This is a genomic window from Enterococcus sp. 4G2_DIV0659 (genome assembly GCF_002140715.2).
GTDB classification, from domain to species: Bacteria; Bacillota; Bacilli; order Lactobacillales; family Enterococcaceae; genus Enterococcus_L; species Enterococcus_L mansonii.
The window spans coordinates 2952503-2979130 of sequence record NZ_NGLE02000001.1 but is presented as its reverse complement, the minus strand read 5'-3'; the positions used below and the strand labels follow the sequence as shown (position 1 = coordinate 2979130).

Genomic DNA, 26628 nt, shown 5'->3' with positions numbered 1-26628 from the left:
GCAACTACACAGTCTATTTGGCCTATTGCTTTATTTCTCCTTTTTACTAAAAACCGTAAGTAAAAAGGAGAATAGTGGTAAGATGTAACAAAATACTGCATAAGGTAGGTAACTGACAGTGGCAATCCCTAAAGTCCCTGAAATAAAGACCCCACTCACCCCCCAAGGAATCAAAGGATTTACAACAGAGCCAGCATCATTCAATCCTCTCGATAACAAGGTTAGTGGTACCTGTTTTTCTTTAAACTTAGTAATAAACGATTTTCCAGGTAAAATAATTGAAAGATACTGCTCACCAATCAACAAATTAATTCCAATCGAACTCATCATCGTTATAAAAATCAGCTTTTGCCGAGAATTGATCGCTGTTTCAAAGCGGTATAGCACGCAATCGATAATTTCCATTTTTACTAATAATCCACCTAATGCTAAAGCAAGAATGATCAATGATATCGACCACATCATGCTTTGAATTCCACCTCTAGAAAGCAATTCATCCACTTGTGTATTCCCTGTATGAGAAACAAATCCATTTTGAATCATATCAGCCGTTTTAACAAATGAGAAATGGGCACTTGTAAAGACCATCAAAACAAGTGATGTGCAAATACTCAATAATAATGTCGGGATAGCAGGAATTTTCTTCCACGCACATACAAACAAGATCGCTAAAGGAATTAGCTCAACAAAAGAAATCGTAAAATTGTTATTTAATGTATTTACGATATCATGAATACTTGTACTATTCAAAGCGCCGTCATAATGAAATCCCATGACTAAAAAATAGCCAAACGAAAGGATAGCTGCTGGAAGGGCTGTTTTATATGTATGTTTCAAATGATCAAATAAATCGACTTCTGAAATTGCGGCAGCTAAATTAACGGTATCTGAAAGAGGCGAAATCGAATTGCCTAAAAATGCCCCAGAAACAATTGCTCCTGTTGTTAATGCAGGATCAACGCCAATCAAACTTCCCATTCCTAAAAATGCAATTCCGATTGTTGAAATCGTGGTAAATGAACTGCCTACAGCACCACCTACGATACCGCAAACAATAAAAACAGTCGGTACAAAAAACTTTACTGATAGGAATGAAAACCCCAAAACCATAATTGTCGGGATTGTTCCACCAGCGATCCACACACTAATCAACGCACCAATCAAAATAAAAATCACTATCGGAATAATGCCCGAAGAAATCCCTTCAACAAGCCCATCATGAATAAAATCCCAAGAAAACTTTTTATATACCGCAAACAAAAGTAAATAACCAACGGCAATCAATAGAGCAACATGAGCTGGAATACTAAAACCGATAATACTGGTACCAATCATCAACAGTAATGTTATTAATAAAAAAACTGCTTCGTTAAAACTCACTTGATATGTTTTCATACATTGTTCCTCACATTTTTATAGAGAATTTGAAGTAGAAGCAACATGTGTCATCCATCCGTTCATTTCTCTTATTTATTTTTATAGAAAATCTGCAGCTGTGGCAAAGCTCGGTGATTGCTTTACCACACCCGCAGTGATCAACTCGTGCATAGAAAGAAGTACTTTATCAAGACCTTTTTCTCCTTAATCATTCGCCCATCTTTACATGTGCACTTGTTTTAACCATACGTTTCTATTACTCAGCGTAAATTGCTTCTAGTTTTTCTTGGATCGCTTGTTTGATTTTTTCTGCATATTCATCAAACACTTCTTTATCGTTCATATACGGTGACATCCCTGCAGCACGTAAGATGGTTACTTTATCTGCACGTTCCCACTCAGCGCGAGAAAATCCTAAGCTATTTACAAATTCAAATGGACTGTGACCATATTCTTCAATAGCAAAATCTGTATGTGATGTGATGAATTCGTTGGTATATAATCCACCTTTTGCATAAGACGCATAGTCATAAAAATCATGGTTTAATTTGTTCATTTTCACAAGATCTGTATTGCCTTTTTCATTAAACACGTAATCTACCATATTAAAATCAGGTTTTGTTAAAGCATGCATTTCGATTGTTTTATCGCCAACTTTAAATTCTAAGCCATCGATAAAGTGATAGAAATGATACGCTCCTTCAATACTTGCACCCATTAATTTACCGTAACCTGTTACGTTTAATGGCAATACTTTATGTGCAGTCCAAACAGCTGCAGCTGTTGCTCCGGCTTTAGATCCTTCCAGAATATAAGCACCTAATAAGGCTGGAATATCCGCACCTTTTTCAAATACATAAGTTGCAAAGTAAGAAATTACGTCACGCATACGAATATCTTTGATTACAACACCACCAGCAGAATAAGGGATATAACCCATTTTATGGGGATCAATGGTTACTGATTCAGCTTGTTCAATTGCTTTGAAAGAATCGTACACTTCTCTTGTTAACCAATCATTTTTTTCTTGGAAGATGTTATGTTTGGCATAGGTTTCTTCAATTTTATCCCATTCGATAAATTGATCGTTTTCGTCTAAGAAAATTGAACGTCCGTAACCGCCGTAAGCTGCATCCACATGTACGTAGAAATAAATCCCTTCTTTGGCTAATTTATCACGTAAAGCAATGATTTGATCGATACGGTCAACTTGTCCTTCTTCTGTTGAACCAACGACACCCACAACACCTAATGTTGGAACACCTTGTGCAGCTAATTCACGAATTTGTGTTTCTAATTTATCAATATCCATACGGTATTCACTGTTTACTTCACCAGCGATAACTTGATCTAAACCAATACCAATGATATCCGCCGCTTTTAACCATGAATAGTGCTTTGTTTGAGGAACAATCCATTTTCCTAATTTGTCTAAGTTTTTGCCGCTACGAGCTGAATGTGCTTTGATCTCATCCATTTTATCTTGTACTTGGTCTAAGATGTCCAAGACTTCTGTTGTAGACATATTTAATAATTCCCACTCTGATTTACCTGCAACCATTTCTGGCACAACTGCTTGAATAGCAAACGGCAATGATTTCATGTTACGGGCATACCATAGACCTTCTAAGTTAGCGATCGATCCATCCGCTGCGATGTGTCCCCAACCATCTTCATAACCCATCAATGTCGCAAATTCCATCCCAACTTCTTCTTCCATTTGTGAAGTTGCTGGTGATGACTCATAAGCCACGTTATTACCGTTCCAAAGCATTGCAGTTGTATAGGCAATAATTGACGGCATTAATGTTTCGGCGTTCATATGCCCCCAGAAACGGCCTGCTGAGTGCCATGGAAGTGATTCAGTGCGTAAACGTGAAGATAAAACATTGAAAACACTTCTCATATTGTCTGCTGTTTCTTGGAAACTTTTAGAACTTCTATCTTGCGGTGAAATCACTGGTAAATCTTGTGGCATGTAATTTTGTCTCCAACCAACATGTTCATCGATCATTTTGTTTAATAGTTCTTTGAATAAATCAACGTTTTCACCTTTATCTCCTATAAATAATGCTTTTAAATTAGTATCGTCTGTATTGAAATTTTTCATGATATTTTCCTCCAATGTTTTCATTATTAATCATAGTAAATAGAGCTCATCTATTTTTTACTTCTCTACTTTTTTCCATTCTGGTTTCTTTCTCTTATAAATAATCAGTGCAATACCGATCATAATAACTGTTGCTGCAACTTGATAAATAATGTATGCAAGGTGTCCGCTTGCTGGAACAGAAGTTGGCGGAATCAAACTAACCAAAATCGTTACAATCACACTAATGATGGCAAGTCCTGATACGATCCACATCAAGCCATTTCCTTTGCTACCTAATCTAAATGGACGCTCTTTATCAGGCATAGTGTAACGTAATTTGATTGCTGAAAGTGAAATCAATAAGTACACCACACAATAAAGAATCGTTGTTGTAATTGTGATGATCAAAAATGCTGCGCTAATATCAGGAACCACTACGTATAAGAATGAAACAAGTGAAATAACGATTGCTTGAATCATAACGAAAACAATTGGAATACCTTTTGAATTACGCTTTTGGAAGAATGGTGGTAAGTTCCCTTCTTCTGCCACTTTAATCATTGATTTACTTGGACCTAAAACCCAAGCGCTCAATTGAACTAGGACACCTACTAAAATCATCAATGAAACAATATTATTGAAAATCGCTGGAATCCCAAGGTCTTGTGTCATAATAACAAATGGTTGGGTGATATTGGCAAGTTCCATTTGTCCAGCAGGTACACTATCAGCTACACTCAAACCAGCTACTAAATTGAACACAACTAATAATAAAACTGATGCAATTACCGCAATTGGATAATTCCGTTTTGGATTATCAATATTGTTGGCATGAACAGAAGAAATTTCTACACCAGCAAAAATGAAGATAATCCCTGTTAATGTTGGCAAGCTACCTAAATCACTAAAATCAGGTAATAACTTGCTCGCTTCAAAATGACCTAAGTAACTATCTTGGTTGATGCCATGTTTTGCCATGTACATCATTCCTAAAACGACTAAAGCAACAAATGGAATATAAACACCAATCACCGCACCCCAGTCACCTGCAATTTTTACCATATCAAATTTCAAATTCAGCAATGTAATGCCCCAATAAGAAATCAATATCATAATAAAGATAAATAAGTTATTGTGTCCTAAATCCGGACGATCAATCACGTAGCCCAATAACACTCCTACAGTAGAAGCAACCATAACCATTCCGAAAAACATTTGTACCCATAATAACCATGACGTAACAAAACCCCATTTTTCACCAAACGCATTACGAACCCAAACTTGCGGTCCACCTTCTTCTGGCCAACCAGTTGAAAGCTCAGCTGAAATTAAAGCAATTGGTAATGCAAAGCAGCAAGCTGCGATCAACATATAAAAAATTTGCGCCCATCCGGTTGATGCTAATGTTGGAACACTACGAACCGTTCCAAAAAAGGCCATGGTAATTCCAATTAATCCAAATAATGACAACTTCTTATTCATGTTTCTATTTGACCTCCTGATTAAATTTATTTTTTGTTTCCCACATGTGAAATCACTCCCAAAGTATAGGTACCTTTATGCCTCAAGTCAAAAAGAGGAGAATTAAAAAAAAAGCCCGTTATTTAACATTTTTCTACTCTATACAGCGCGTCAACGCTCTACTACGCTAAAGCGTTTATATGAAAAAAATAGCCTATAAAAGCTTTTTGTAACGAGCTCATTGATAATTGTCAGAAATCATATGTCCCTCCTTCACTGTTCAAAAAACCTAGATTAAAGAAAGAAGCACTTATCTGAGAAATACCTCATTTAAAAATAATAAAGGGAAAAAGGAAGAATTTGACAAGTCGACGTATTTGTCGTAGAATTGCTACAAAATCACATATCAAACTTTAATAAAGCGAAGTAGCAAAAATGTCCCTATTTCAGAGAGTCAGCATTTAGTGAGAGTTGGCATATACATTTTTTGTGAATTACACTTTTAGTTTCCTACCGTAAGTAGGCGTCTATCTACGATACAGATTTGAGAGGTATATGCTTTTGTCATATACAATTTGGGTGGTAACACGGCGGAGTTCGTCCCATAGGCTAATAGCCTATGGGGCGTTTTTTATTTATATAGGAAAGGATGAATCAACATGACAAACATTATTGATGAATTAGAATGGCGTGGTGCCATCAACCAACAAACAGATAGCGAAGGGTTACGTGAATACGTTGAAACCAATAGCATTTCACTATACTGCGGTGTGGATCCTACAGGAGATAGTATGCATATCGGGCATTTAATCCCTTTTATGATGCTAAAAAGATTCCAAGCATTTGGACACCACCCGTTTATTTTAATCGGTGGCGCAACAGGAACAATCGGTGATCCAAGCGGACGTACAACAGAGCGTCAACTACAAACAATGGAAACAGTCCAACATAACGTAGATTCTTTAACAAGACAAATGGAAAAACTATTTGCGGTTGATACAGACAACACATTAACACTTGTCAACAACTACGATTGGACGCACAACCTTACTCTTTTAGATTTCTTAAGAGATTTCGGTAAATTTTTCAATATTAATACAATGCTGGCTAAAGATATTGTAGCAAGTCGTTTAGAAACAGGAATTTCATTTACAGAATTCACGTACCAAATCCTACAATCAATGGACTTTTTACACCTATTCCAAAATAACAACGTCCGCATGCAAATCGGTGGTGCTGATCAATGGGGGAATATCACAGCAGGTTTAGACTTGATCCGTAAAAAAGAAGGGGCAGATGCAAAGGCTTTTGGTTTAACCATTCCATTGATGCTAAAAGCAGATGGCACAAAATTTGGTAAAACAGCTGGTGGTGCCGTTTGGCTTGATCCAGAAAAAACAACGCCTTACGAGTTCTACCAATTCTGGGTAAACCAAGATGACCGTGATGTCATCAAATACTTGAAATTCTTTACTTTCTTAACAAAAGAAGAAATCGATGCGCTAGAAGTTAAAGTCCAAACAGAACCTCATTTGCGGGAAGCACAACGAGTATTAGCGGCTGAGATGACAACATTTGTTCACAGTGAAGAAGATTTAAACGATGCACTCGCAATTTCAGAAGCTTTATTTTCAGGCAATGTAAAAAATCTAACATCAAAACAAATTGAAGAAGGATTTAAAAATATGCCTACTATCGAAACTGATGTACTAGATCAAAATCTTGTAGATTGGCTGATCGAATTGGGGATTGAGCCTTCTAAACGACAAGCTAGAGAAGACATTTCAAATGGCGCGATTTCAATTAATGGAGATCGAATTAAAGAAGTAGACTTTGTAGTTACTGCTGAGAATACATTTGATGGAAAATTCATTATTGTGAGAAAAGGAAAAAAACAATACACTTTAGTGAGATTACTTTCTAAGTAAAAAAATTGATATAGTAGAAAACGTTCTGCCTTGATTATTCAATGATTGGCGGAACGTTTTCTTTTATTTCTAATTTTATTTACTAAGCTCTTTACTCTAGCTACCGTAGCATTCAATTTGAATACGTACGAACATAGCCTTTAGCCTTGTACCTGAATAAGATCAATGTCAAGATACGCTTTTTTTAGATAAACATTATAAGTAACAAAACTTTAGCTGATTTATTTTTAATGCCCTGAAAGTATACTTATCACTCTAGTAGTAACCTATATTACGATTTATTCTATTGAATCACTTATTCAATTTACTGGACAAAATAGGAAATAGTTTTATAATGGAAAATGCTTGTACTTACTCTAACTATTAGATAAAATAGTCAATCTGCACTTTATAAGCTCTACTATCAGACAAAATAAACTTTGCTATTAGAGTGGAACAAGCCTCCTCTATTGCTCTTGATTAAATGAGCTACTGTGGAAAAGTAACGTTTTATTTTGCTAAACGTTGTTACCTATATAATAAGGAGGAACTTATGAAAATTGAAAAAATACAAGATGGTCACGGTGATGAGTTTTTCCGTTCTCTATTAGCCTTAGAAACATTGGAAGATTGTTACAATTACTTTGATGATTTAATGACTCTAAAGGAGCTAGAATCGTTGATTCAACGATTTGAAGTAGCAAAGTTGCTGCTGTTAAATAAAACTTATAGTGACATTTCAGAAGCCACTGGCAGTAGCACGACAACGATTTCTAGAGTCAAAAGGATCATTGATGAAGGAAATGGTGGACTGCTTGAGATGGTTCATAGAATTGATGAACAAGATGATGAACTATTACATCATTAGAATAAAAAATAGGTAACTAAAAACGCCTAAAAGCTAAGGTTTCACTTTAACTTTTAGGCGTTTTTGTCTTTAGATATTTCTTAATCCAATAGATTGTTCTATAATAAGTGAGTACCAATTTGAATTTATTAATAATAATCACAGCATTAGAATACATTTCAGGAGATTTTTATATGAAAAAAACAATGTTTTCCCTTTTAAACTATGCATTTCTTCTATCCATTCTTCTTACATTTTATGGTTCGCTTAGAAGTAGCCTATTAGACATCTCAAATATTAATAACAAGATTTGGGGTGGATTACTCATTTTTCTTTGTATTATCAGTGTCATACTTTTTTCAAAAAGCATACGATTGTACGTGAAAAATATATGTTATAAGCTTTTTGATTTTTCGAAAAAACATCTCTCAATAATCACAAGAATAAGTTTTGTCTTCATCTTCATGTTACAAATAATTATACTTTACTTTATTCATGTACCGATCGGCTGGGATGTAGATGCCATTCACTCTAGCGTAACAGAGTTAATAAAGCATTCACCAAACTCTATTGCTAGTATTTATTTATCAAAAAATCCAAATAATAGCTTGTTTTTCTTTTTAATGTATTTTATAAGTCAATTAGGTAATTTTATTCATCATTCTCTAGGCTATTCTTGGTTATTTTGGCAACTAGTAAATACAATTTTTATGGATATTGGCTTTATTTTTATCTTTCTAGCAGCAAAAAATCTATTTAACACAAAAATAGCTTATATTTCATTTTATCTAGCACTTATTTCGTTAGCGTTATCGCCTTGGATATTGGTAGTTTATACAGATACCATCATTTTACCTATAATTAGTGTTATTTTTTGGGTATATTCACTAGTTAAAAACAAATCTAATAAAATTTTTAGTATTATTCTAGGTATTTTAATTGCTATTTCTTATTTATTAAAACCCTCCTCTATTGTTTTCTTAGTTGCATATGCAATAGTAGAATCCATTATTTTGATAACAACTCATAAAAAAAAGCATTTAAAGAAGGCAATAGTAGTATCTTTGCTTTTCTTCCTTTCTTTCACTGGAACAGTTACACTTTTTCATACATTCGAAGAACACCAATCTCTTATTGTTCTTGATAAAGATAAAGCTAAACCTTGGCAACATTTTATAATGATGGGCTTAAATGGTAACGGTGGTTTCAGCGAAACTGATACGGCTGCAATAATCTCTCTCCCTACACAAAAAGAAAAAATCGACTATGCCAATTCAAAAATTAAAGAACGTTTAAAAAGATATGGCTTCACAGGTTATACAAAGTTTTTGTTTAAAAAGCATATTTATAATACTGATCGTGGCGATTTTGGTTGGGGTATTGATGGAACTGCTCAAGTTTCTGAAGACTCAAAAAATCCCATAAAAAATCTTTTAAGGGATACGTATTATCAACAAGGCGAAAGAGTTAAAACAATAAGATTTTTCATGCACATATTGTGGCTAATCACTTTAATAGGCTTGCTTTTCGTCACTCAAAAAAACTTTCAAGATGATGATCAAGATATCACCTTAGCTGTTTTTAAATTAAGCATTTTAGGTGCCTTTTTATATCTTCTTCTGTTTGAAGGAGGTAGATCTAGGTATCTGATTCAGTATTTACCAATCATTTATATGTTGTCTGCTAATGGTTTTTACTTCAGATTTTTTACAACTGATACAAATACTTTATCTAATCACAAGTAATCGCAATAAACTAAAAACATATTCTTTCTAATGTTGGTGAGAAATCATCAGTATTTTTTGTATAAAATAAAAAAGAGTCATCAGATTTCTTTAAGATTAAATCATCTGACATCCCTCAAGAATATCATTGCTATTTTAAACCTAAATATCATTTTTAATGAAAAATACTAAAAAAACTCTATTAAGATTAAGCCTTCTCTACTACCCCGATCATTCAGCAATCGGCTGAATTTTCTCCATAACCCATTTGCCATCTTTCTCTTTATACTCCGCTTCCACTTTTTGTGGAAATTTCGTGCCTTCAGGGGTTTTAATTGTAAATGTAGTTGTTACTTTTCTTTGCCTATCAGAAATACTCTTGATTGCTTTTGTCTTCATATCTATCAGTTCATTTACAGGTTGCGTAACTGGTTTACTTATTTGTGGAATTGGCGGGCACATTGAGTCTACTAATTTGGTGTCCATTCTTTTTTTCAAGCTTAATCGCTTTTCTTCATTAGGAATGTCAGGAGAGTAATAAAAAATATCATACACCAGTGTTTCATTATATTTTTTGAATTCCTCTACGACGGCTTTCTTTTTGTTTGCTGTATAAGAAGTATATTGCCAAAAACTAACACCCAGCATTATTAAAATTATACTCCCTATAAGTAAATATTTTTTCTTCATTTATTCCATCTTCCTATTCGTTTAAACCAATGATTTTTAAATATAATTATAGTGACTCATCAGCCATTTGTCTTTATTTTTGGTATATACTGCCTTAAGTTCAATTAACCGCTTGGGGCTTTTAGCCACACTCCTATTAAACGAAACAGCAATTTCAATTTTATTTTTTTGAAAATTTGAATACGTTGTTTTCATATTATCAATCGTTATTTTCGGTACTTCTCCACTAACTTGAACAATCGGACATACCTGATCTAAAACAGTTTTGGTCATTTTTGTTGCTAGATATGATTCTTTTTCTTTGTATTCATCATATGTTTGAAAAGAAACCATTTCTTTAATCAGTTGCTCGTTGTTTTTCAAAAAACTTTGTTCTCTCTTTATGGTAACAAAGTAAACACAAGCGCCAACTGCCCAAACAAGAACGTTTAATAAGATAAGATTTCGAGTAACTTTTTTCATAAAATTATACCTCTCTTGATTCTTCTTCGCTCTATTATTGAGACACAAAATTAAAAATTAGCCCCTACCCACTTAATAAACTTTAATTAATTTTGTCTAAATACGTTTTGAAACTAGACTCATTTAAAGCCCCTAAAGACTTTCCTTTAATCACTCCATCTGCATCAATAAAAACAGTCATTGGTAATGCATTAAGTCCATATTTTATCATACTATCCCCTGTTTCATCATAATAAAGTGGCATCGTAAGTTTTTCATTCGTCATAAATTCTTGAGCCTTTTGTTTTGTTTCTCGATAGCCATCTGTTTGATTGATTAGCAGATACTGTACATCAGAATCTAACTCATAAGCTTTTTGAAACATTGGCATTTCTTGTCTACAAGGCGGACACCAGCTTGCCCAAAAATTAAGAACAATTGGTTTACCTTTAAATTCAGAAAGTTTCCGTTCTTTTCCTTCATTGTCTTGAAATGATATATTGAACGCATCTTCGGTAATTTTATTATCAGGAATATCTTTAGCATCTGGTTCAATACTTATATTAATGTCCTCACTTGACTTTAATTTTGTATACATGAAAAAACTAGCACTTAATAACACAATCAAACTAAGAAGCAAAAAAATAGGTTTCTTTTTCACACTGATTTCCTCCTATCTTGGTACAAACAATTGTAAATAGTTAATCCAGCCTGTCATCATAAAAATCCCAACAACAATCAATAATAGACCCGAAATAAGATTTATTAATTTATAATTTTTCTTGATCGTTGCAAAAATGCCTTTAAACGAATCGATGAAAAGCGTGCAAAGAATAAACGGAAGGGCTAATCCCATAGAGTAAATAAATAAAAGCCATCCCCCCATAACAGCCGTTCCGTGCTGCGAAGCAATTAGTAACGCTGTGCCTAAAAAAGTTCCTAAACAAGGCGACCAGCCAATCGCAAAAATAATCCCAAATAAGAACAAGGAAAAATATGAAGTAAATTTTCCAGAATATTGAATGTTAGGAAAAAGACGGGGAAATTTTGGCAAACGAATTAGTTCTGCCATCTTAAGCCCTGCAAGGATAACTAAAATCCCAGTAACCAGCTGTATTTGCGTTCGGTATAAAATCAAGTATTGGTTAATGTAACTAGCAAGCATTCCCATTATTATAAAAATAAACGAAAAACCACCAATAAATGAAAAAATTCTCAGTAAGGAATCCATTTTACTCTTCTCATTATTTGTACCTAAAAAATAGGTAAGATATACAGGAAGCAAGGGCAAGATGCAAGGTGAAATAAATGTAAGTACTCCTTCTAAAAAAAGAATAAATGAAAACATAAGTTGGCATACGTTCCTCTCCAGAAAATTTTAAACTATCTAAAATTTAGAATACAAAAATCTTACCATATTCGTGTGTCATTTAAATAGATATAACATTACAATAGTTTATCAATTTCAACTATGCACAAAAGACTTCTTTTATTCTCTTTTCTTTTCAAAAAAACCAATAATCTCTTTATTTTTTCATTATATATTCTAAAAAAACAGACATGCTATGTAAAAATAGTGTTTATTTCTAACCAAATAAAATAACAATATATATAGACAAAAGACCGAGCTTGGCCAGCTCGGTCTTTCTTTGTGTGACAAATATGCTATTAAATATGAATTGGCAAACCTAAAGCCAATTCAGAAGCATCCATAGTAATTTCCCCTAAAGATGGGTGTGGATGGATTGTTAATGCGATATCTTCAGCATTCATGCCAGATTCAACCGCTAATGATAATTCAGAAATCATATCACTTGCGCCAACTCCGCCGATTTGTGCTCCGATAATCACATTGTCTTCGTTTGTTGTTACCAAACGTACGAATCCTTCAGTTTTACCTAAAGAAATAGCACGGCCGTTACCAGCGAATGGGAATTTGTATGCTGTTGCTTCTAATCCCGCTTCTTTCGCTTCAGCAATTGTCATACCAACGCTTGCTAATTCTGGATCAGTAAAGGCTACAGCAGGCATTGCTTTGTAGTCTACTTCTACTTTTTTACCAGAAATTGCTTCTGCTGCAATTTTGGCTTCATAGCTTGCTTTATGAGCAAGAGCAGCGCCTGGTACGATATCACCAATGGCGAAGATGTTTGATACGCTTGTTCTACCTTGTTTGTCAACTTTAACTAAACCACGTTCGCCAACTTCAACACCGGCTTGTTCTAAACCAAGATCATCCGTGTTTGGACGACGTCCAACTGTTACCATTACATAGTCAGCAGTGACTGATTCTTCTTTGCCGTCTACTTCATATTTAACCGTTACGCTGTCGCCATTGTCGATTGCTTCTTTAGCCATTGCTTTGGTTACAACTGTTACATTTTTCTTCTTGAAGTCATCTGTAACTAGTTTAACCATATCTTTTTCATACGTTGGTAAAATTGAAGGGCTACCTTCTAAAATCGTTACTTCAGAACCAAGGTTCGCATATGCTCCACCTAATTCTGCACCGATAACGCCGCCACCGATGATAACAAATTTCTTAGGTACTTCTTTCAAGTTCAAACCACCTGTAGAATCTAAGACACGTCCGCCAAATTTAAATCCTGGGATTTCGATTGGACGAGAACCTGTTGCTACGATTGCATTATTGAATGAGTACGTTTGAGCTGAATCTGGGTGGATCACACGTAACGTGTTTTCATCAACAAAGAACGCTTCACCTTCAATAATTTCGATTTTATGTTTTTTAAGAAGGAAACCAACACCGCTTGTTAATGTGTTAACTACTTTAGTGTCTTTCCATTCTTGTGTTTTTGTAAAGTCTAATTCAACGTCTTTAGCTGTTACACCAAACATTGTTGAGTCTAGTGATTCTTGATAGTGATGTCCAGCTGCAATCAATGCTTTAGAAGGAATACATCCAACGTTCAAACATACACCGCCGATAAACTCACGTTCAATGATCGCAACTTTTTGACCCATTTCAGCAGCACGAATCGCTGCAACGTATCCTCCAGGGCCTGAACCAATTACGACTGTATCTAATTCAATGGCGAAATCTCCTACTACCATGTGATAATCATCCTTCCATTAATAATAATTCTGGATCAGCTAATAAACGCTTGATGTTGTTCATTGCTTTTTGAGCAGTTGCGCCATCAACGATACGGTGATCAAAACTCATTGAAAGTTTCATGACACGTCCAACAACGATCTCACCGTCTGCATTTACAACTGGTTGAGTAGCAATCGTACCAACACCTAAAATAGCAACTTCAGGGTAGTTGATAACTGGTGTGAACCAGCCGCCACCAACTGAACCAATATTACTGATTGTGATAGAACCATCACGCATATCCGCACCAGTTAATTTGCCTTCAATTGCAAGAGCTGCTTTTTCGTTGATTTCATCAGCGATTGCAAACATACTCTTAGTGTTCGCATTTTTAACGTTTGGTACATATAAACCATGATCAGTATCTGTTGCGATACCAATGTTATAGTAGTTTTTATAAACGATTTCTTGAGCGGCATCATCAATTGATGCATTCAAGATTGGGAATTTTTGAACTGTTGCTGTCAATGCTTTCACAACGTATGGTAAGAATGTTAATTTTGTGCCGTTTGCAGCAGCAACATCTTTAAATTTCTTACGATGATCCCATAATTTAGATACTTCAACTTCGTCATGCAATGTAACGTGTGGTGCAGTATGTTTACTGTTAACCATCGCTTTAGCAATTGCTTTACGTGTTGGAGTCATTTTCTCACGAGTTTCAGCTTCGCCTAAATCAGAAACAAATGGTTTAGCAGGCGCTTTTGGTGCTGCTGATTCAGTTGTAGCTGTTGCTTGTGGTGTTGCTGCAGTTTGTTCAGCTTGTGCTGGCGCTGCTGCTTGTCCGCCGCCTGAGATAAAGCTTTCGATATCTGCTTTTGTCACACGTCCGCCTTTACCAGTTGGCGCAACTTGTGTGATATCAACATCTTTTTCACGAGCAAATTGGCGTACTGATGGCATAGCCAAGACACGTTTGTTTGGATCAGCCGCTGCTACTACGCCTGTTGACGCTGCAGGTGCTGGTGCTGCTTGTTCTGTTTGAGCAGGAGCACTTGGTGCTGGAGCTGAACTTGGTGCAGAGTTATGTCCTGGTGCATCGATTTCGATCAATACATCTCCGACATTTGCTACTGTACCTTCTGGAACAACGATGTTTTTAACTGTACCTGTAACTGGTGAAGGAATTTCTTCAACAGATTTGTCGTTTTGAACTTCCAATAAAGTATCATCTTCGTTAATTGTATCGCCTGCTTTAACGAACCATTTTACGATTTCGCCTTCTGCAATACCTTCACCGATATCTGGTAATTTAAATTGGAAAACACCGCCGCCATTGTCAGCTACTGGTGCTTCTGGAGTAGCTGCTGGTTGAGCAGGCGTTTGTTCTTGAGCAGGAGCAGCTGGTGCTGCATCATTTTCAGGATGCCCTGGTGCATCGATTTCGATCAATACATCTCCAACGTTTGCTACTGTGCCTTCTGGTACTACGATTGCTTTAACTGTTCCTGTAACAGGAGATGGAATCTCTTCTACAGATTTATCGTTTTGAACTTCTAATAATGTATCATCTTCATTGATGGTATCTCCTGCTTTAACGAACCATTTTACGATTTCGCCTTCTGCAATACCTTCACCAATATCTGGTAATTTAAATTGATAAGCCATTTTTTAAGCCTTCCCTTCCTTTATCATATCTGTCTAACTGGAAAACTGCGGAAAACAACAGCGCTAAATTTCCACGTGACGAAATAATCACGTGAAAATCTAGGTATGCTGTTTAAGCAACTTCATTCTAGTTTTTAATTAAAATTCTGCGATTTCTCTAGCTTTCGCTTCGATATCTTTAGCATTTGGCAACCAAATGTTTTCTGCTTGTCCAAATGGGAAGATTGTATCTGGAGCAGATACACGGCCAATTGGCGCTTCTAATGATAATACTGCGCGTTCAGAAATTTCAGAAACAACCATAGCGCCAACGCCAGCTTGTTTTTGTGCTTCTTGAACAACGACTACGCGACCAGTTTTTTCTACTGATTTGATGATTGTTTCAACATCTAAAGGAGCGACAGTACGTAAGTCAATGATTTCAGCAGAAATATTGTCTTTCGCTAAGTTGTCAGCAGCTTTGATTGCTTCACGAACCATTGCACCGTAAGTGATGATAGAAATATCTGTACCTTCACGAGTTACAGCAGCTTTATCTAAAGGCACTTCGTACGCTTCATCTGGCACTTCCTCACGGAAAGAACGGTAAAGTTTCATGTGCTCTAGGTAAACAACAGGGTCATTGCTTCTGATTGCAGAAATCAATAGTCCTTTTGCATCATATGGGTTTGATGGGATAACCACACGGATACCAGGAGATTGAGCAATTAGCCCTTCCAAGTTATCTGAGTGAAGTTCTGGTGTATGCACACCACCACCAAATGGCGCACGAACAGTAATTGGCATGTTACGTGTTCCGCCCATACGGTAACGAGTACGAGCCATTTGACCAACGATTTCGTCAAAGACTTCAAATACGAATCCAAAGAATTGGATTTCAGGAACTGGACGGTACCCTTCTAACGCTAAACCGAAAGCTAAACCACCGATTCCAGATTCTGCTAAAGGAGTATCGAAGACACGGTCTTCGCCAAATTTTTCTTGTAAGCCTTCAGTTGCACGGAAAACTCCGCCGTTTTTACCAACGTCTTCACCGAAGATCAGTACGTTTTCGTCTTTCTCTAATTCAAGAGCTAAGGCATCTGTAATTGCTTGGATCATTGTTTTTTGTGCCATGATTATTTCGACTCCTTCGCTTCGTAGAATGCAATTTGTTCTTTAATGTTTTGAGGTTGAACTTCAAACATGTTTTTCAAGAAATCAGAAACTTTTTGTTTTGGAACTTTATCAGCTTCTGCAATTGCTACTTTGATTTCTTCTTTTGTTTTTTCGATTACTTCATTTTCTTTTTCTTCAGACCATAAGCCTTTGCCTTCAAGATATTTACGGAAACGGATCAATGGATCTTTTTGTACCCATTCGTCATCCATGTCTTTTGAACGGTAACGAGTTGGATCGTCACCTGATAATGTATGTGGACCATAACGGTAAGTTAATGTTTCAATTAAAACAGGGCCATTTCCTGCTACAGACCATTCGCGCGCTTCTTTTGCAATTGCATACACTGCTAATGGATCCATTCCGTCAACAACGATTCCTGGAATTCCCGCTGCTACTGCTTTTTGTGCTAATGTTTTAGCCGCTGTTTGTTTTTCACGAGGTGTTGAAATCGCAAAACCATTGTTTTGGATGATGAACACACCATTTGCATGATATGCTCCTGCAAAGTTGATTGCTTCATAGAAATCACCTTGTGAAGAACCGCCATCACCTGTATAAGTGAAGACAACGTTTTTCTTGCCGCGTTTTTTCATTCCTAAAGCAACTCCTGCTGCTTGGATGTATTGCGCACCAATGATGATTTGTGGTGGTAGAGCATTTAATTCTGGTGCATAGTGGTTACCTGCTACATGTCCACGAGACCAAAGAAAAGCTTCTGTTAATGGTAAGCCGTGTTGAACTAATTGAGGTACATCACGGTAACCTGGTAATAAGTAATCTTCTTTTTCCATAGCAAATTGACTTGCTAATTGGCTTGCTTCTTGTCCAGCAGTTGGTGCGAAGAAGCCTAGACGACCTTGACGGTTCAAAGCAGTTGAACGTTGGTCTAATACACGTGACCAAACCATACGAGTCATTAATTCTACTAGTTCGTCATCTGATAAATCCGGTACAGCGTCTTTGTTTACGATTTTCCCGTCTTTATCTAAGATTTGAAATGTTGGGAAATCAGCGTCGACTTTTTCCATAAGTGCATTAAAGTCAATAGGTTTTTGTTTCTTTGCCTTTGCCATTTTGTCACACAATCCTCTCTGTTACGTTTCTTTATTTCGTAAAAAATAAAACAGCATTAAAAACTGTATTACTTTTTATCGACTACACTTACAAATTATCACTAAACAGATAAAAGAGCAAGTAAAAAGTTGGCAATTCTTTAAAATTCATTAAAATACTCGAATCCTTTCGTACCAAAGGTTAGTGATAAAAATCACAAACAAGAAACCGTTTTACAAAAAGGATGCATGAACATATCTGTTGACAATCGTCTGTTATAGTACCTTTGAACATTGTTATGTTACAGAAACGATTCAAGTTAGAAATTATTTTCTAAAAAAATGCATAGACTTTTTCAAAAAAATAAAAAAGAACAAAGGCAAATTTTTGTAATATTTGCCTTTGTTCTTAAAAAAATGAAATGAAACTATTTTAGTCAATCTTTTTTTGTTCATTACGAACAAACATATTTTCAGAGAAACAAATCTTTCGTTATTTAGAATGATAAAACTACACTCATCTTTCATAAAAATGAGCAGTTCAGCCAAACCCTAAAAACTCTTTTTCAAAATCAAATCCACTCTTTGGTGATGTGAATATACAGTCTTTTAGCAACTTCTACTGTAATTAAATATAGTACAATGATCAAAATGAACCAGCCCCAATAATTAGCTGGAAGTTTCACAAAGTCGAAAACCTCCCGAATTGGTGTCAAAACAATTAATAATCCTAAACCAATTGCTCCTAAACTGGAAAGAATAACAGCAGGGGATGCAATACTTTGAAGAAATGGTAACTTTCTAGTTCGAACCATTTGAACAACCAGCGTTTGGCTAACCAAACCAACCACAAACCAACCAGTTTGGAATAAATGTTGGCTGCCGATCGTATTCGCACTGAATACAAACCACATTACGGCATAAGTCATAATATCGAAAATACTACTTACGGGCCCAATGCACAATGTGAATTTCATCAATCCATTCGTTTCCCAACGGACCGGTTTTAATAAATCTTCTTCGTCCACCTTATCCCAAGGAATAGCTAATTGTGCGATATCATAGATCAAATTTTGAATCAGTAACTGAATAGATAGCATTGGTAAAAATGGCAGAAAAGCACTTGCCATCAAAATCGAGAACACGTTCCCAAAATTAGAACTGATTGTAATTTTAATGTATTTCATCATATTACTAAAAACTTTTCGCCCTTCGATTACGCCATCTTCTAGAACATTCAAACTTTTTTCTAGTAAAATGATCGAACTAGCATCTTTGGTAATATCGGCTGCTGTATCAACAGAAATTCCAACATCGGCTTTACGAAGTGCCGGTGCATCATTGATTCCATCCCCCATAAAACCGACCGTATGACCATTTCCTTGCAAAGTTTCAATGATTCGAGATTTTTGCATCGGATTCAATTTAGCAAATAAATTGGTTTTTTCGACTTCTTTTTTCATTTGTTCGTCGGACATACTGTCGATCTCTGATCCAAGCACGACATGAGATACTTCAATTCCAACATCGCTACACACTTTTTTAGCAACAATATCATTGTCTCCAGTTAAAACTTTTACATTTACACCATGTTCATGCAAAGACTTGATTGCAGTGATTGCTGATTTTTTTGCTGGATCTAAAAAGCCCATAAAACCGATTAACGTCATTCCTTGTTCATCATCCACGCTATAAACAGCTTCACTATGCACGTCTTTTTTCACCGCTACAGCAAGTGCCCGCATTCCTTGTTTATTCATGCGAATATTTACTTCCCGCATCCTTTTTTGCAATTCCGGTGTTAATGGAACGATTTCTCCATTGATTTCAGCATGCGTACAAACAGCTTCCATTTCTTCAACAGCACCTTTTGTGATCATAAATTGATGACCATCGGCATGGACAACGACTGTTAAACGACGGCGGGAAAAGTCAAAAGGAATTTCATCTAATTTTGTTACTGAGTGATAGGGACTTTGATTGTGATTTTCTTCATAAAAATTAATCACAGCAATATCCATCAAGTTTTTCCAACCTGTTTGATAATAAGAATTTAAAAAGGCCATATCTAATACTTGATTATTGATTTCCCCTATTGGATCTAAGTGCTGTACTAAAACAACTCTATCCTCAGTAATTGTTCCAGTTTTATCTGTACAAAGAATATCCATACTGCCTAAATTTTGAATAGAAGGTAATTCTTTCACTATCACTTTATGCTTAGAAAGACTTAGCGCCCCTTTTGCCAAATTACTTGTTACAATCATTGGCAACATTTCTGGAGTCAACCCAACTGCTACAGCAATCGCAAAGAAAAACGCTTCGCCCCATTCGCCTTTGGTAAGACCATTGATTAAAAATACGATTGGAAATAAAATCATGACCATCCGCAGTAAAAATTTACTAACTTTAGACAACCCAATGTCAAACGACGTTTTTCCACGTTGTGTTGTAGCATTTTTAGCTATATCACCGAAAAAGGTATTTTGACCTGTTTTCAAAATGATTGCTTTTCCCTGCCCGCTCAATACATCCGTTCCCATAAAGACCAAGTCCTGCATATCCAAAGCTGAAACAGATTCTGAATTTTTATCAATACCTGCATCCACAAATTTTTCAACTGGCATTGATTCTCCAGTTAAAGAAGATTGATTGATGAATAAATCTTTTGTCCAAATCAACACAGCATCTGCTGGAATCATATCTCCTGTTGCCAGTGTTACGATGTCCCCTGGCACCACTTCATCCATCGGAATCTCTTTGGTTTGCCCAGCTCGCGTCACTGCTGCTGTATTTTCGATGAGTTCTTTTAGATTCAAACTTGCTTTTTGAGAACGGTACTCTTGAATAAAAGCAATAATAACACTAGCTAAAATCATAGTTCCCATAACAATTGCTGCTTCAAAATCTTTTGTAGCAGCTGAAACAACCATCAATAGAGCCAGCACATAGACAAATGGATCTTTAAACGCTTCTAAAAACATAATAACCGCTGGCGTCGGTTTTTGTGCAGATACTTCATTTGAGCCAAATTCTTCTAAACGTTGTTTCGCATCTTCTTCAGATAAACCTTTTTCCGAAGTACGCAGTTCCATCATTAATTCTCGTTCTGACAGTATCGCTAATTTTCTTAATTCTTGATCTTTTGTTGTTTTTTTCATATCAGTTATTTTTTTGTTCATCATTTTCTTTTCCTCCTTGAACGTGCTCCATCTTGTCAAAGGAAGGAAAAAAGTAAGTTACTCCGATTCCATCGCTTTCAAGATGAAGACTACATTTATTTTGTTTTTTAAATGACTGGGGTCTTCCATGTGTCTCTTCCTCTCTTTTTTTATTTTTAAACGATGGATTATTGATAATGTTAGGTAGAAAGTGTTTTGAAGAAATAATGCTCTACTGAAACTTCTAGTGCTGTTTATCAGCTCTGGCACTGCCAATCGCATTCCTTCTATTCTTAGCATTGGCAGCTTTTGGGATTTTTGATTTTGTTTTCATTCTGACTGTTTGCTTTTTTTTGCGGAACTTCGCTCCCTTTGGTCGCCAAGTACTGTTCATCATCAGCTCTGGCTGAGCCAGTCGCTGTGATTCACAGCAAAGCAAAACGCACACTCAACAATAGAGTGTGCGTAAAATAGCAACTTAAATAAAAGGTTCTCTATCGTTGAGCTTTAGCACTATAGGGCGTAGATAATTTCTTATCAGCTACGTTATGAATAACCTTCACGATCATTCCTGTTCAACCAACTAAGAGTCTCTCGATTCTTTCGCGGCAGCAGCATATGTCCAAATAGGAGCCTCACCTAACAATTATTCAGTTCTTAATCCTTACCCATCATAGTTCATATTTTTACAATTGTCAAAAGAAAAAAATAGTTTTTTTTTAGATTCTGAAAATAATCTATTTTCAGCTTGGTTTATTTTTACTGTCAACATCCGTCCTGAAAGTTAACTTGGAACCAGAAGGAAATAAAGGGCAAGCTGATTTATCTTATTCATATTCGCTTTTTTGTAAGTAGGAAGCTTATTGAAAAAAAGAGGTTCCATAAACATATAAAATGATACTAACAAACACAATACCAATTAGCATCACTATCATGTTTTTCAGTCTTCTATTTCTTCTTTTAATCAGAAAATTCGTACTTTTCAATAGTTCTTTTTTGTAGCTTTCTGAATGTGTAATGTTGGTAATGTCATAATAATAGAAATGAAGTGGTTGTTCAAAATCCATTTCAAAATTGAAACCAACTAGTAATGTAAATTGTCTCATCGTTGAAGGGAAATTTCGAATATTTCTTTTGTTTAGCTTGATTAACTCACTCTGGCTATCCAAAAAATAATACGCTTGATTATCTTCTTGAGGCTTTCCTTCTATCATTGCTGGGAATGTTTCCGCTAGTTTAGGATAAATTGTTTGAAAATATTCTTCAAAAGTCTCTTCTTTTAAAAAACGTAATAAATAAATAAGTCCTGCGATTTCTATAATAAACAGTACTATCAATAATATACGTAAAAAAGAAGCAACACCGCCAATCCCTAATGCTGTCAAAAGCATAATAGCTATTAATCCCATCATATAGAGTTGATAACTTCTTACATATAATTGCTTGATTCCTGATTTATAATAATCTAAATCATGCTTGATTTTTTCATTCGCCTCTTCCAATACTGAACCTCCTAGCAGTTCAAACGTGCCATCTGACGTAAGCTTTTGACTATTATTTTACAAGACTATCAGACAAATAACAATCGTTAAAATCCACCTAAACAATCCACATTTATCATCAGACTATTATATGATAAAATAATATATCACAAAAAACTTATGAAAGGGGCATTGTTTTGAACACAAGAAATTACGTTTCCGGTAGCCAGTTAAAATGGCTAGCTATTGTTGCTATGCTTTTAGATCATTCAGCAAAAATCATCTATTTTCAAACACCTGCAACGTCAGCTGTTCCTTATGTGACAGAACCGAATGAAATACTTCTTTTCATTCAATCCATTTTTCCTTTATTTATAACAATTGGTCGATTAGCTTTCCCAATTTTTTGTTTTTTACTTGTAGAAGGTTTTTTACATACATCAAACACTATAAAATACGGATTTCGTTTAGCTATTTTCGCTCTGATCTCTGAAATTCCCTATGATTTAGCTTTTTCTCAGAAACTTTTTGATTTTGAGCAACAAAATGTTTTTTTCACTTTATTTATCGGTTTATTAGTCATTATGGGTTTAGAAAAACTAACCATTTTTTCGGTAAAGAATCTTCTTTTAGCCATTATGATGATTAGTTTTGGTATTTTATTCGCTGAATCCTTACATACCGATTATGGTGGTTGGGTTGGTGTATTGCTAATCGTTGCTCTGTATCTGTTAAGGCATTTTCCTATTTCAAAATGTCTAGTTGGAGCATTGATTGTTTTACAAAATAGCTTTTTTGGTCCAGTTGCCTTTGTACCTATCTATTTTTATAACGGAAAACGTGGCAGACAGTGGAAATATTTTTTTTATTGCTTTTATCCTCTACATTTATTGATTTTGGTCGCTATACAAAATTATCTTGTTGTACCGTATTTAAATTTAGCATAATCATGACAAATTATTCTTGAGCAATAAAAAATGTCTAGAGAAGAACTCAAAAGTTCTTCTACAGACATTTTTTTATTAAACTTTTCCATCAGACTCTAAAATATTTGATAAGTTAAACGAATAAACAGCGAAAAAAAAGCAGCTACTTCACTTCAATCCCCTCAAATTCTAAGCGTTAAAACACCGAGTTTTGATTTTTTACAGGACCTCGTTTGTTCTCGGAGTCATTTTAGCTTTATTTCTACAGGTTGTAAGATGAGTTGTCGTTCTTTCTTATGAGAATAATCATCATGTGGAAACATCACTAATAAACCATCAACTATGCTTAACTCCATATAAGTTGGATCTGATTTTTTTTTCGATGAAAACAGAACCTGCTGTTCCAATATCTTGTCTTGTAGCTTATAAGTAAATATATCCAAATCTTTATATTTTTCAATTGGTTGGTTCTTATCATTATAATAGATAGTATCCGCTTCAGAAGTCTCTTGACCTGTTCTAACATCTACAAAGGATAGTAATAATTCAGTAGCATTAAACCGATGAACCACAACCTTTGAGTCAACAACGTCCACTATAAGTTCACCTGAGCTTGAATAGGTTAAAGGAATCCAAGCGTATTTCATTAATAACTCTTGTGAAATATCAACATCATCTACCAGTTTAATAGGCTTAAGTGTATCGATATTTTCAAATCCATTATTCGTTTGGTTAATCGTTTTAGGCGCAAATTCTTTGGTTTCTCCAGGCGCTACGTTCATCAACTTTGCACCAAAAATATCTGTTAGAGCATTTGCGATTGGCGAATTAATTATAATAATCATTCCTATAGCGGCTGTCGTAGCTAATGCTATAAAAGAGTATACCCTTCTTTTTCTGCTTCTTTTTTTTCCTAAACGTATCCCCTCTTCTATCGCACGATAGGTTTTGTCCTTTGGAACTTTGATCGTTGAATTTATTTCAGTTATTACCTTTTTAGAATCATCTTTCAAAATAGTCGCCTCCTAAAACTGATTTCAATTGTTGTCTTCCTCTAAATAAATTCGTTTTTACAGTACCTATTGGCATTTTTAAAATTTGACTTATTTCTTGAATTGATAAGTCTTGGTAATAAAATAGCTGTAAGACTTCAGTATATTTTTTATCGATTTGTTTAAAAGAAGTCATTAAATCTAATCCTTGCTCAATATCATTTATATTCTCTACAGTAATGACTTGTTCTAAATAGTCATCAATATTTACTTGCTTTATGTGTGTTGATTTTTTAGTTATTCTACCTGCAACACGTATCAATATTCGAATATACCAAGTATAAAAATAATGTTCTTCTTTTAATTTAGATACTCCTTTATACGCTTCCATTGTCGTTTCTTGAATAATATCTGTAATATCTTGTTCAGAATGTGCATAGTGATATGCGGTTCGATAAATATACTCATATTGTTCTTTCAAAAGCTTCTCAAATGCCGAATCATCTCCTTTCTTGGCTTTTTTTACTAAACGTATTGTTTCATTTGTCATTTCTACCATTAAATATGCTCCCTTCACCATATTAGTGTATAAAGCCTATTAGAAAGTTTCAGTTTCTTAATTTTTTTCGTTTATGTGCATAGAAAATTTCTGAAAATAGAAGGACAGAAAACCTCTTTAAGCACCAACTCTTAATGATCATCGTCAATATTTTCATTGCTATTCACGCGACTAATTTTCTTTGTGTACCCCTCAAAGCGAACTAGCAAAGAATATACTTTCATTTATATATGAAAAGAGTTACCTATTCAGATTCTATCCCAACTTATTCAATATGCCCTCAGATTAGTAGAAAAATAAGCCGTATTTGATCAACAATTAAACTCTTCAGTAGAGTTGTTAGAATTAAATATGGATATTGAAAGAAAGATTGCCATGTTGTGTAACAAGAGTAAATAAAATTCATTTGACACAAAAAGAGAGTTATATTAAACTTAACACATAGAAAGAAAGGGGTTTCTTAATGAGAAAAATTAAAGTGTTTTTAACAGTATTATTTGTCGGATTAGTTTGTGTAGTCCTTTCACCAAAAGTAAGCAAGGCTGAAGAGTTTCTAAATCAAAATGTCAGTAGAACAGCTCAAGAGCAACAGGAGTTGTTAGATGCTATTCCAAAAGGGTACAAACTTGTGGAATCATCAGGATTAGAAAGAGGAATTCATGGCAACTTATATGGGAAATGCCATGTACAAAATTACGGATGGTCAAACTCTTTAAATGTTGAGCGTTATTATTTAGGCACTACAGGTCAAGCTCTTAGGTTAGAAGCATTAGCGCTAGCTTTTTCTAACAATAATGCTTCTATCAAGTACAGACTACACATTCAAAATCTAGGCTGGCAAGGTTGGTCTAGCAACGGATCAGTGAATGGGACTACTGGCAGAGGTTTACGCGCAGAGGCGGTCCAAATATCTGCTTCTGGATTGTATAGAGTTATGTACAGAACACATATACAAAAAAAAGGATGGACAGGTTGGTCGCAAAATGGTCAAATTTCTGGAACTACTGGTCAAGCTTTGAGAATGGAAGCGATTGACATTGCTCTAATCGCCTTGATTTAGTTTATTATTTAAAGTCTTCACAATAGTGATGGCTTTTTCTTTACAAAAAAAACGACCAATTGGGGGTGACGAGAAAAACTCTATTCTACTCTATGCTTCGGAACCCCATTTACTTTTTGATAAACTTCTATAAACGCAACCATAACAACTAATGTTTTTTTAATTTTCCTCATTTAAAAACCTTCGAAATAATTTTTTTATCATAAATAAAAATACCTACAGGTATATACCTATTCATATTACAATATTTCTCTATTGAACTCAATCATCCTTAGAATTAACATACAATGAGTTTTTTGAAAAAATAACTAAAAATATATTCACAACTTTTAGGTGATAATGTATTATATAGAGTATCTCAATCGCGATGAGTAAAAATAAAAGTTGGTATAAAATCTATGAAAAAACTGACACTTTTTATTACATCGTTCGCTCTAACATTTTCTTTAAACTTTAGTTTAGAGGCAAAGGCTGAATCTACAACAAATGAAATTACAACAGATCAAAAAAATGAAGTTGATTTCAGTGATTTGCCAGAAAATGTGAAAGAACATTTTTACTCTGATGGTTTCAGCGAAAACGACGACTTTTATCAAACAACAATTATACAACCAGCTGATGCGAATTCGGTTGCAAAAAATCAGCGACTTGTAAATGTATTGGTTCTCCACGCCGCAACTAGAAAAATCATTAATACGCTGGCTTATACAAGTTATACTTTAGTCTCATCAAATTCTGCAATGTATAAAGCAAATTTTAGCGTAACATATCGAGGAAAGAGGTTTAATTCAAATGTTAATATTCCAAACAGATATGATTACAACGGAGGAGTTTATATCACCTATTCCGGATCTAAAGGTTACGGAAGTGTTAGGGTTACCGCTCAAGTATACAACGGATTTGGTTCTGGTACGGTTACTTCCTCTGCTGGTGGAGTAACTTTAGGTAAATAAAAATAAGAAATGAGGTAA

The 26628-nt window shown here is 35.0% G+C and carries 22 protein-coding genes, 1 riboswitch and 1 other annotated feature; of the genes, 6 read left to right on the top strand and 16 right to left on the bottom strand.

Features of this window, described 5'->3' with window-relative positions:
• Positions 1-30: 30 nt before the first annotated feature.
• The 3 genes from nhaC to tyrP form a co-directional block, all read right to left on the bottom strand.
• Positions 31-1395, bottom strand: a complete 1365-nt coding sequence (gene nhaC / locus A5880_RS14005) for a Na+/H+ antiporter NhaC (protein WP_086329631.1) — start codon at positions 1393-1395, stop codon at positions 31-33.
• Between the two features lie 238 nt (positions 1396-1633).
• Positions 1634-3487 carry a tyrosine decarboxylase gene (tdc, locus tag A5880_RS14000; protein ID WP_086329630.1) on the bottom strand — a complete coding sequence of 618 codons (1854 nt, stop codon included), beginning with the start codon at positions 3485-3487 and terminating at the stop codon, positions 1634-1636.
• Between the two features lie 57 nt (positions 3488-3544).
• Positions 3545-4951: a tyrosine-tyramine antiporter gene (gene tyrP / locus A5880_RS13995; RefSeq protein ID WP_086329629.1), complete on the bottom strand. Its 1407-nt coding sequence runs from the start codon at positions 4949-4951 to the stop codon at positions 3545-3547.
• A 383-nt stretch (positions 4952-5334) separates the two neighbouring features.
• Positions 5335-5538: a binding site (T-box leader), on the top strand.
• 51 nt (positions 5539-5589) lie between these two features.
• Here tyrP and tyrS point away from each other — a divergent pair.
• The 3 genes from tyrS (at position 5590) to A5880_RS13980 (ending at position 9429) form a co-directional block, all read left to right on the top strand.
• Positions 5590-6858 (top strand): tyrosine--tRNA ligase, encoded by a 1269-nt coding sequence (gene tyrS / locus A5880_RS13990; RefSeq protein WP_086329628.1) that lies wholly within the window; start codon positions 5590-5592, stop codon positions 6856-6858.
• A gap of 532 nt (positions 6859-7390) precedes the next feature.
• Entirely contained in the window at positions 7391-7705 is a 315-nt protein-coding gene (locus A5880_RS13985) for a YerC/YecD family TrpR-related protein (protein WP_086329627.1), read from the top strand.
• Positions 7706-7878: 173 nt separating this feature from the next.
• Positions 7879-9429, top strand: coding sequence for a glycosyltransferase family 39 protein (locus tag A5880_RS13980; RefSeq protein ID WP_086329626.1), 1551 nt, complete (start codon positions 7879-7881; stop codon positions 9427-9429).
• Between the two features lie 210 nt (positions 9430-9639).
• Here A5880_RS13980 and A5880_RS13975 read toward each other — a convergent pair whose 3' ends face one another.
• From A5880_RS13975 to A5880_RS13925, 11 genes are all read right to left on the bottom strand, one after another.
• Positions 9640-10098 carry a hypothetical protein gene (locus tag A5880_RS13975; protein WP_086329625.1) on the bottom strand — a complete coding sequence of 153 codons (459 nt, stop codon included), beginning with the start codon at positions 10096-10098 and terminating at the stop codon, positions 9640-9642.
• Positions 10099-10134: 36 nt separating this feature from the next.
• Positions 10135-10560, bottom strand: coding sequence for a hypothetical protein (locus A5880_RS13970; protein ID WP_086329624.1), 426 nt, complete (start codon positions 10558-10560; stop codon positions 10135-10137).
• A gap of 82 nt (positions 10561-10642) precedes the next feature.
• Positions 10643-11200 (bottom strand): TlpA family protein disulfide reductase, encoded by a 558-nt coding sequence (locus tag A5880_RS13965; RefSeq protein WP_086329623.1) that lies wholly within the window; start codon positions 11198-11200, stop codon positions 10643-10645.
• A gap of 12 nt (positions 11201-11212) precedes the next feature.
• Positions 11213-11887, bottom strand: a complete 675-nt coding sequence (locus A5880_RS13960; protein ID WP_086329622.1) for a cytochrome c biogenesis CcdA family protein — start codon at positions 11885-11887, stop codon at positions 11213-11215.
• A 320-nt stretch (positions 11888-12207) separates the two neighbouring features.
• The gene (lpdA, locus tag A5880_RS13955) at positions 12208-13614 is read right to left on the bottom strand and encodes a dihydrolipoyl dehydrogenase (protein ID WP_086329621.1); all 1407 of its coding nucleotides are present in this window, start codon (positions 13612-13614) and stop codon (positions 12208-12210) included.
• Positions 13615-13621: 7 nt separating this feature from the next.
• Positions 13622-15265, bottom strand: a complete 1644-nt coding sequence (locus tag A5880_RS13950; protein WP_086329620.1) for a dihydrolipoyllysine-residue acetyltransferase — start codon at positions 15263-15265, stop codon at positions 13622-13624.
• A gap of 138 nt (positions 15266-15403) precedes the next feature.
• The gene (locus A5880_RS13945) at positions 15404-16381 is read right to left on the bottom strand and encodes an alpha-ketoacid dehydrogenase subunit beta (RefSeq protein ID WP_086329619.1); all 978 of its coding nucleotides are present in this window, start codon (positions 16379-16381) and stop codon (positions 15404-15406) included.
• 2 nt (positions 16382-16383) lie between these two features.
• A complete protein-coding gene (gene pdhA, locus A5880_RS13940) occupies positions 16384-17499 on the bottom strand; it encodes a pyruvate dehydrogenase (acetyl-transferring) E1 component subunit alpha (RefSeq protein WP_086329618.1) in 1116 nt (371 codons plus the stop codon).
• 551 nt (positions 17500-18050) lie between these two features.
• A complete protein-coding gene (gene mgtA / locus A5880_RS13935; RefSeq protein ID WP_086329617.1) occupies positions 18051-20663 on the bottom strand; it encodes a magnesium-translocating P-type ATPase in 2613 nt (870 codons plus the stop codon).
• 220 nt (positions 20664-20883) lie between these two features.
• Positions 20884-21078, bottom strand: coding sequence for a hypothetical protein (locus A5880_RS13930; RefSeq protein ID WP_086329616.1), 195 nt, complete (start codon positions 21076-21078; stop codon positions 20884-20886).
• 46 nt (positions 21079-21124) lie between these two features.
• Positions 21125-21293, bottom strand: a riboswitch (M-box (ykoK) riboswitch).
• Between the two features lie 206 nt (positions 21294-21499).
• Complete coding sequence (locus A5880_RS13925; RefSeq protein ID WP_086329615.1) at positions 21500-22141, bottom strand: hypothetical protein; 642 nt, start codon at positions 22139-22141, stop codon at positions 21500-21502.
• Between the two features lie 176 nt (positions 22142-22317).
• On the opposite strand from A5880_RS13925, the gene A5880_RS13920 reads away from it, so the two are divergent.
• A complete protein-coding gene (locus A5880_RS13920; protein WP_086329614.1) occupies positions 22318-23067 on the top strand; it encodes a TraX family protein in 750 nt (249 codons plus the stop codon).
• 224 nt (positions 23068-23291) lie between these two features.
• Here A5880_RS13920 and A5880_RS13915 read toward each other — a convergent pair whose 3' ends face one another.
• Positions 23292-24059, bottom strand: a complete 768-nt coding sequence (locus A5880_RS13915) for a hypothetical protein (RefSeq protein ID WP_086329613.1) — start codon at positions 24057-24059, stop codon at positions 23292-23294.
• Positions 24049-24597 carry a sigma-70 family RNA polymerase sigma factor gene (locus A5880_RS13910; RefSeq protein WP_179190351.1) on the bottom strand — a complete coding sequence of 183 codons (549 nt, stop codon included), beginning with the start codon at positions 24595-24597 and terminating at the stop codon, positions 24049-24051. The genes A5880_RS13915 and A5880_RS13910 overlap by 11 nt, the downstream gene beginning before the upstream one ends.
• Before the next feature lie 463 nt (positions 24598-25060).
• Here A5880_RS13910 and A5880_RS13905 point away from each other — a divergent pair, with 463 nt between their 5' ends.
• The gene (locus tag A5880_RS13905) at positions 25061-25657 is read left to right on the top strand and encodes an Ig domain-containing protein (protein WP_086329611.1); all 597 of its coding nucleotides are present in this window, start codon (positions 25061-25063) and stop codon (positions 25655-25657) included.
• A gap of 398 nt (positions 25658-26055) precedes the next feature.
• Positions 26056-26610 (top strand): hypothetical protein, encoded by a 555-nt coding sequence (locus tag A5880_RS13900; RefSeq protein WP_086329610.1) that lies wholly within the window; start codon positions 26056-26058, stop codon positions 26608-26610.
• Positions 26611-26628 lie beyond the last annotated feature (18 nt).

What these genes read in the sequence shown, in the direction of transcription:
- pdhA (WP_086329618.1), bottom strand. Translation starts at nt 17,499, where the DNA reads ATGGCAAAGGCAAAGAAACAAAAACCTATTGACTTTAATGCACTTATG.
- A5880_RS13900 (WP_086329610.1), top strand. Translation starts at nt 26,056, where the DNA reads ATGAAAAAACTGACACTTTTTATTACATCGTTCGCTCTAACATTTTCT.
- A5880_RS13905 (WP_086329611.1), top strand. Translation starts at nt 25,061, where the DNA reads ATGAGAAAAATTAAAGTGTTTTTAACAGTATTATTTGTCGGATTAGTT.
- mgtA (WP_086329617.1), bottom strand. Translation starts at nt 20,663, where the DNA reads ATGATGAACAAAAAAATAACTGATATGAAAAAAACAACAAAAGATCAA.
- tyrP (WP_086329629.1), bottom strand. Translation starts at nt 4,951, where the DNA reads ATGAATAAGAAGTTGTCATTATTTGGATTAATTGGAATTACCATGGCC.
- A5880_RS13985 (WP_086329627.1), top strand. Translation starts at nt 7,391, where the DNA reads ATGAAAATTGAAAAAATACAAGATGGTCACGGTGATGAGTTTTTCCGT.
- A5880_RS13960 (WP_086329622.1), bottom strand. Translation starts at nt 11,887, where the DNA reads ATGTTTTCATTTATTCTTTTTTTAGAAGGAGTACTTACATTTATTTCA.
- A5880_RS13970 (WP_086329624.1), bottom strand. Translation starts at nt 10,560, where the DNA reads ATGAAAAAAGTTACTCGAAATCTTATCTTATTAAACGTTCTTGTTTGG.
- A5880_RS13975 (WP_086329625.1), bottom strand. Translation starts at nt 10,098, where the DNA reads ATGAAGAAAAAATATTTACTTATAGGGAGTATAATTTTAATAATGCTG.
- A5880_RS13945 (WP_086329619.1), bottom strand. Translation starts at nt 16,381, where the DNA reads ATGGCACAAAAAACAATGATCCAAGCAATTACAGATGCCTTAGCTCTT.
- lpdA (WP_086329621.1), bottom strand. Translation starts at nt 13,614, where the DNA reads ATGGTAGTAGGAGATTTCGCCATTGAATTAGATACAGTCGTAATTGGT.
- tyrS (WP_086329628.1), top strand. Translation starts at nt 5,590, where the DNA reads ATGACAAACATTATTGATGAATTAGAATGGCGTGGTGCCATCAACCAA.
- A5880_RS13910 (WP_179190351.1), bottom strand. Translation starts at nt 24,597, where the DNA reads ATGGTAGAAATGACAAATGAAACAATACGTTTAGTAAAAAAAGCCAAG.
- nhaC (WP_086329631.1), bottom strand. Translation starts at nt 1,395, where the DNA reads ATGAAAACATATCAAGTGAGTTTTAACGAAGCAGTTTTTTTATTAATA.
- A5880_RS13980 (WP_086329626.1), top strand. Translation starts at nt 7,879, where the DNA reads ATGAAAAAAACAATGTTTTCCCTTTTAAACTATGCATTTCTTCTATCC.
- tdc (WP_086329630.1), bottom strand. Translation starts at nt 3,487, where the DNA reads ATGAAAAATTTCAATACAGACGATACTAATTTAAAAGCATTATTTATA.
- A5880_RS13950 (WP_086329620.1), bottom strand. Translation starts at nt 15,265, where the DNA reads ATGGCTTATCAATTTAAATTACCAGATATTGGTGAAGGTATTGCAGAA.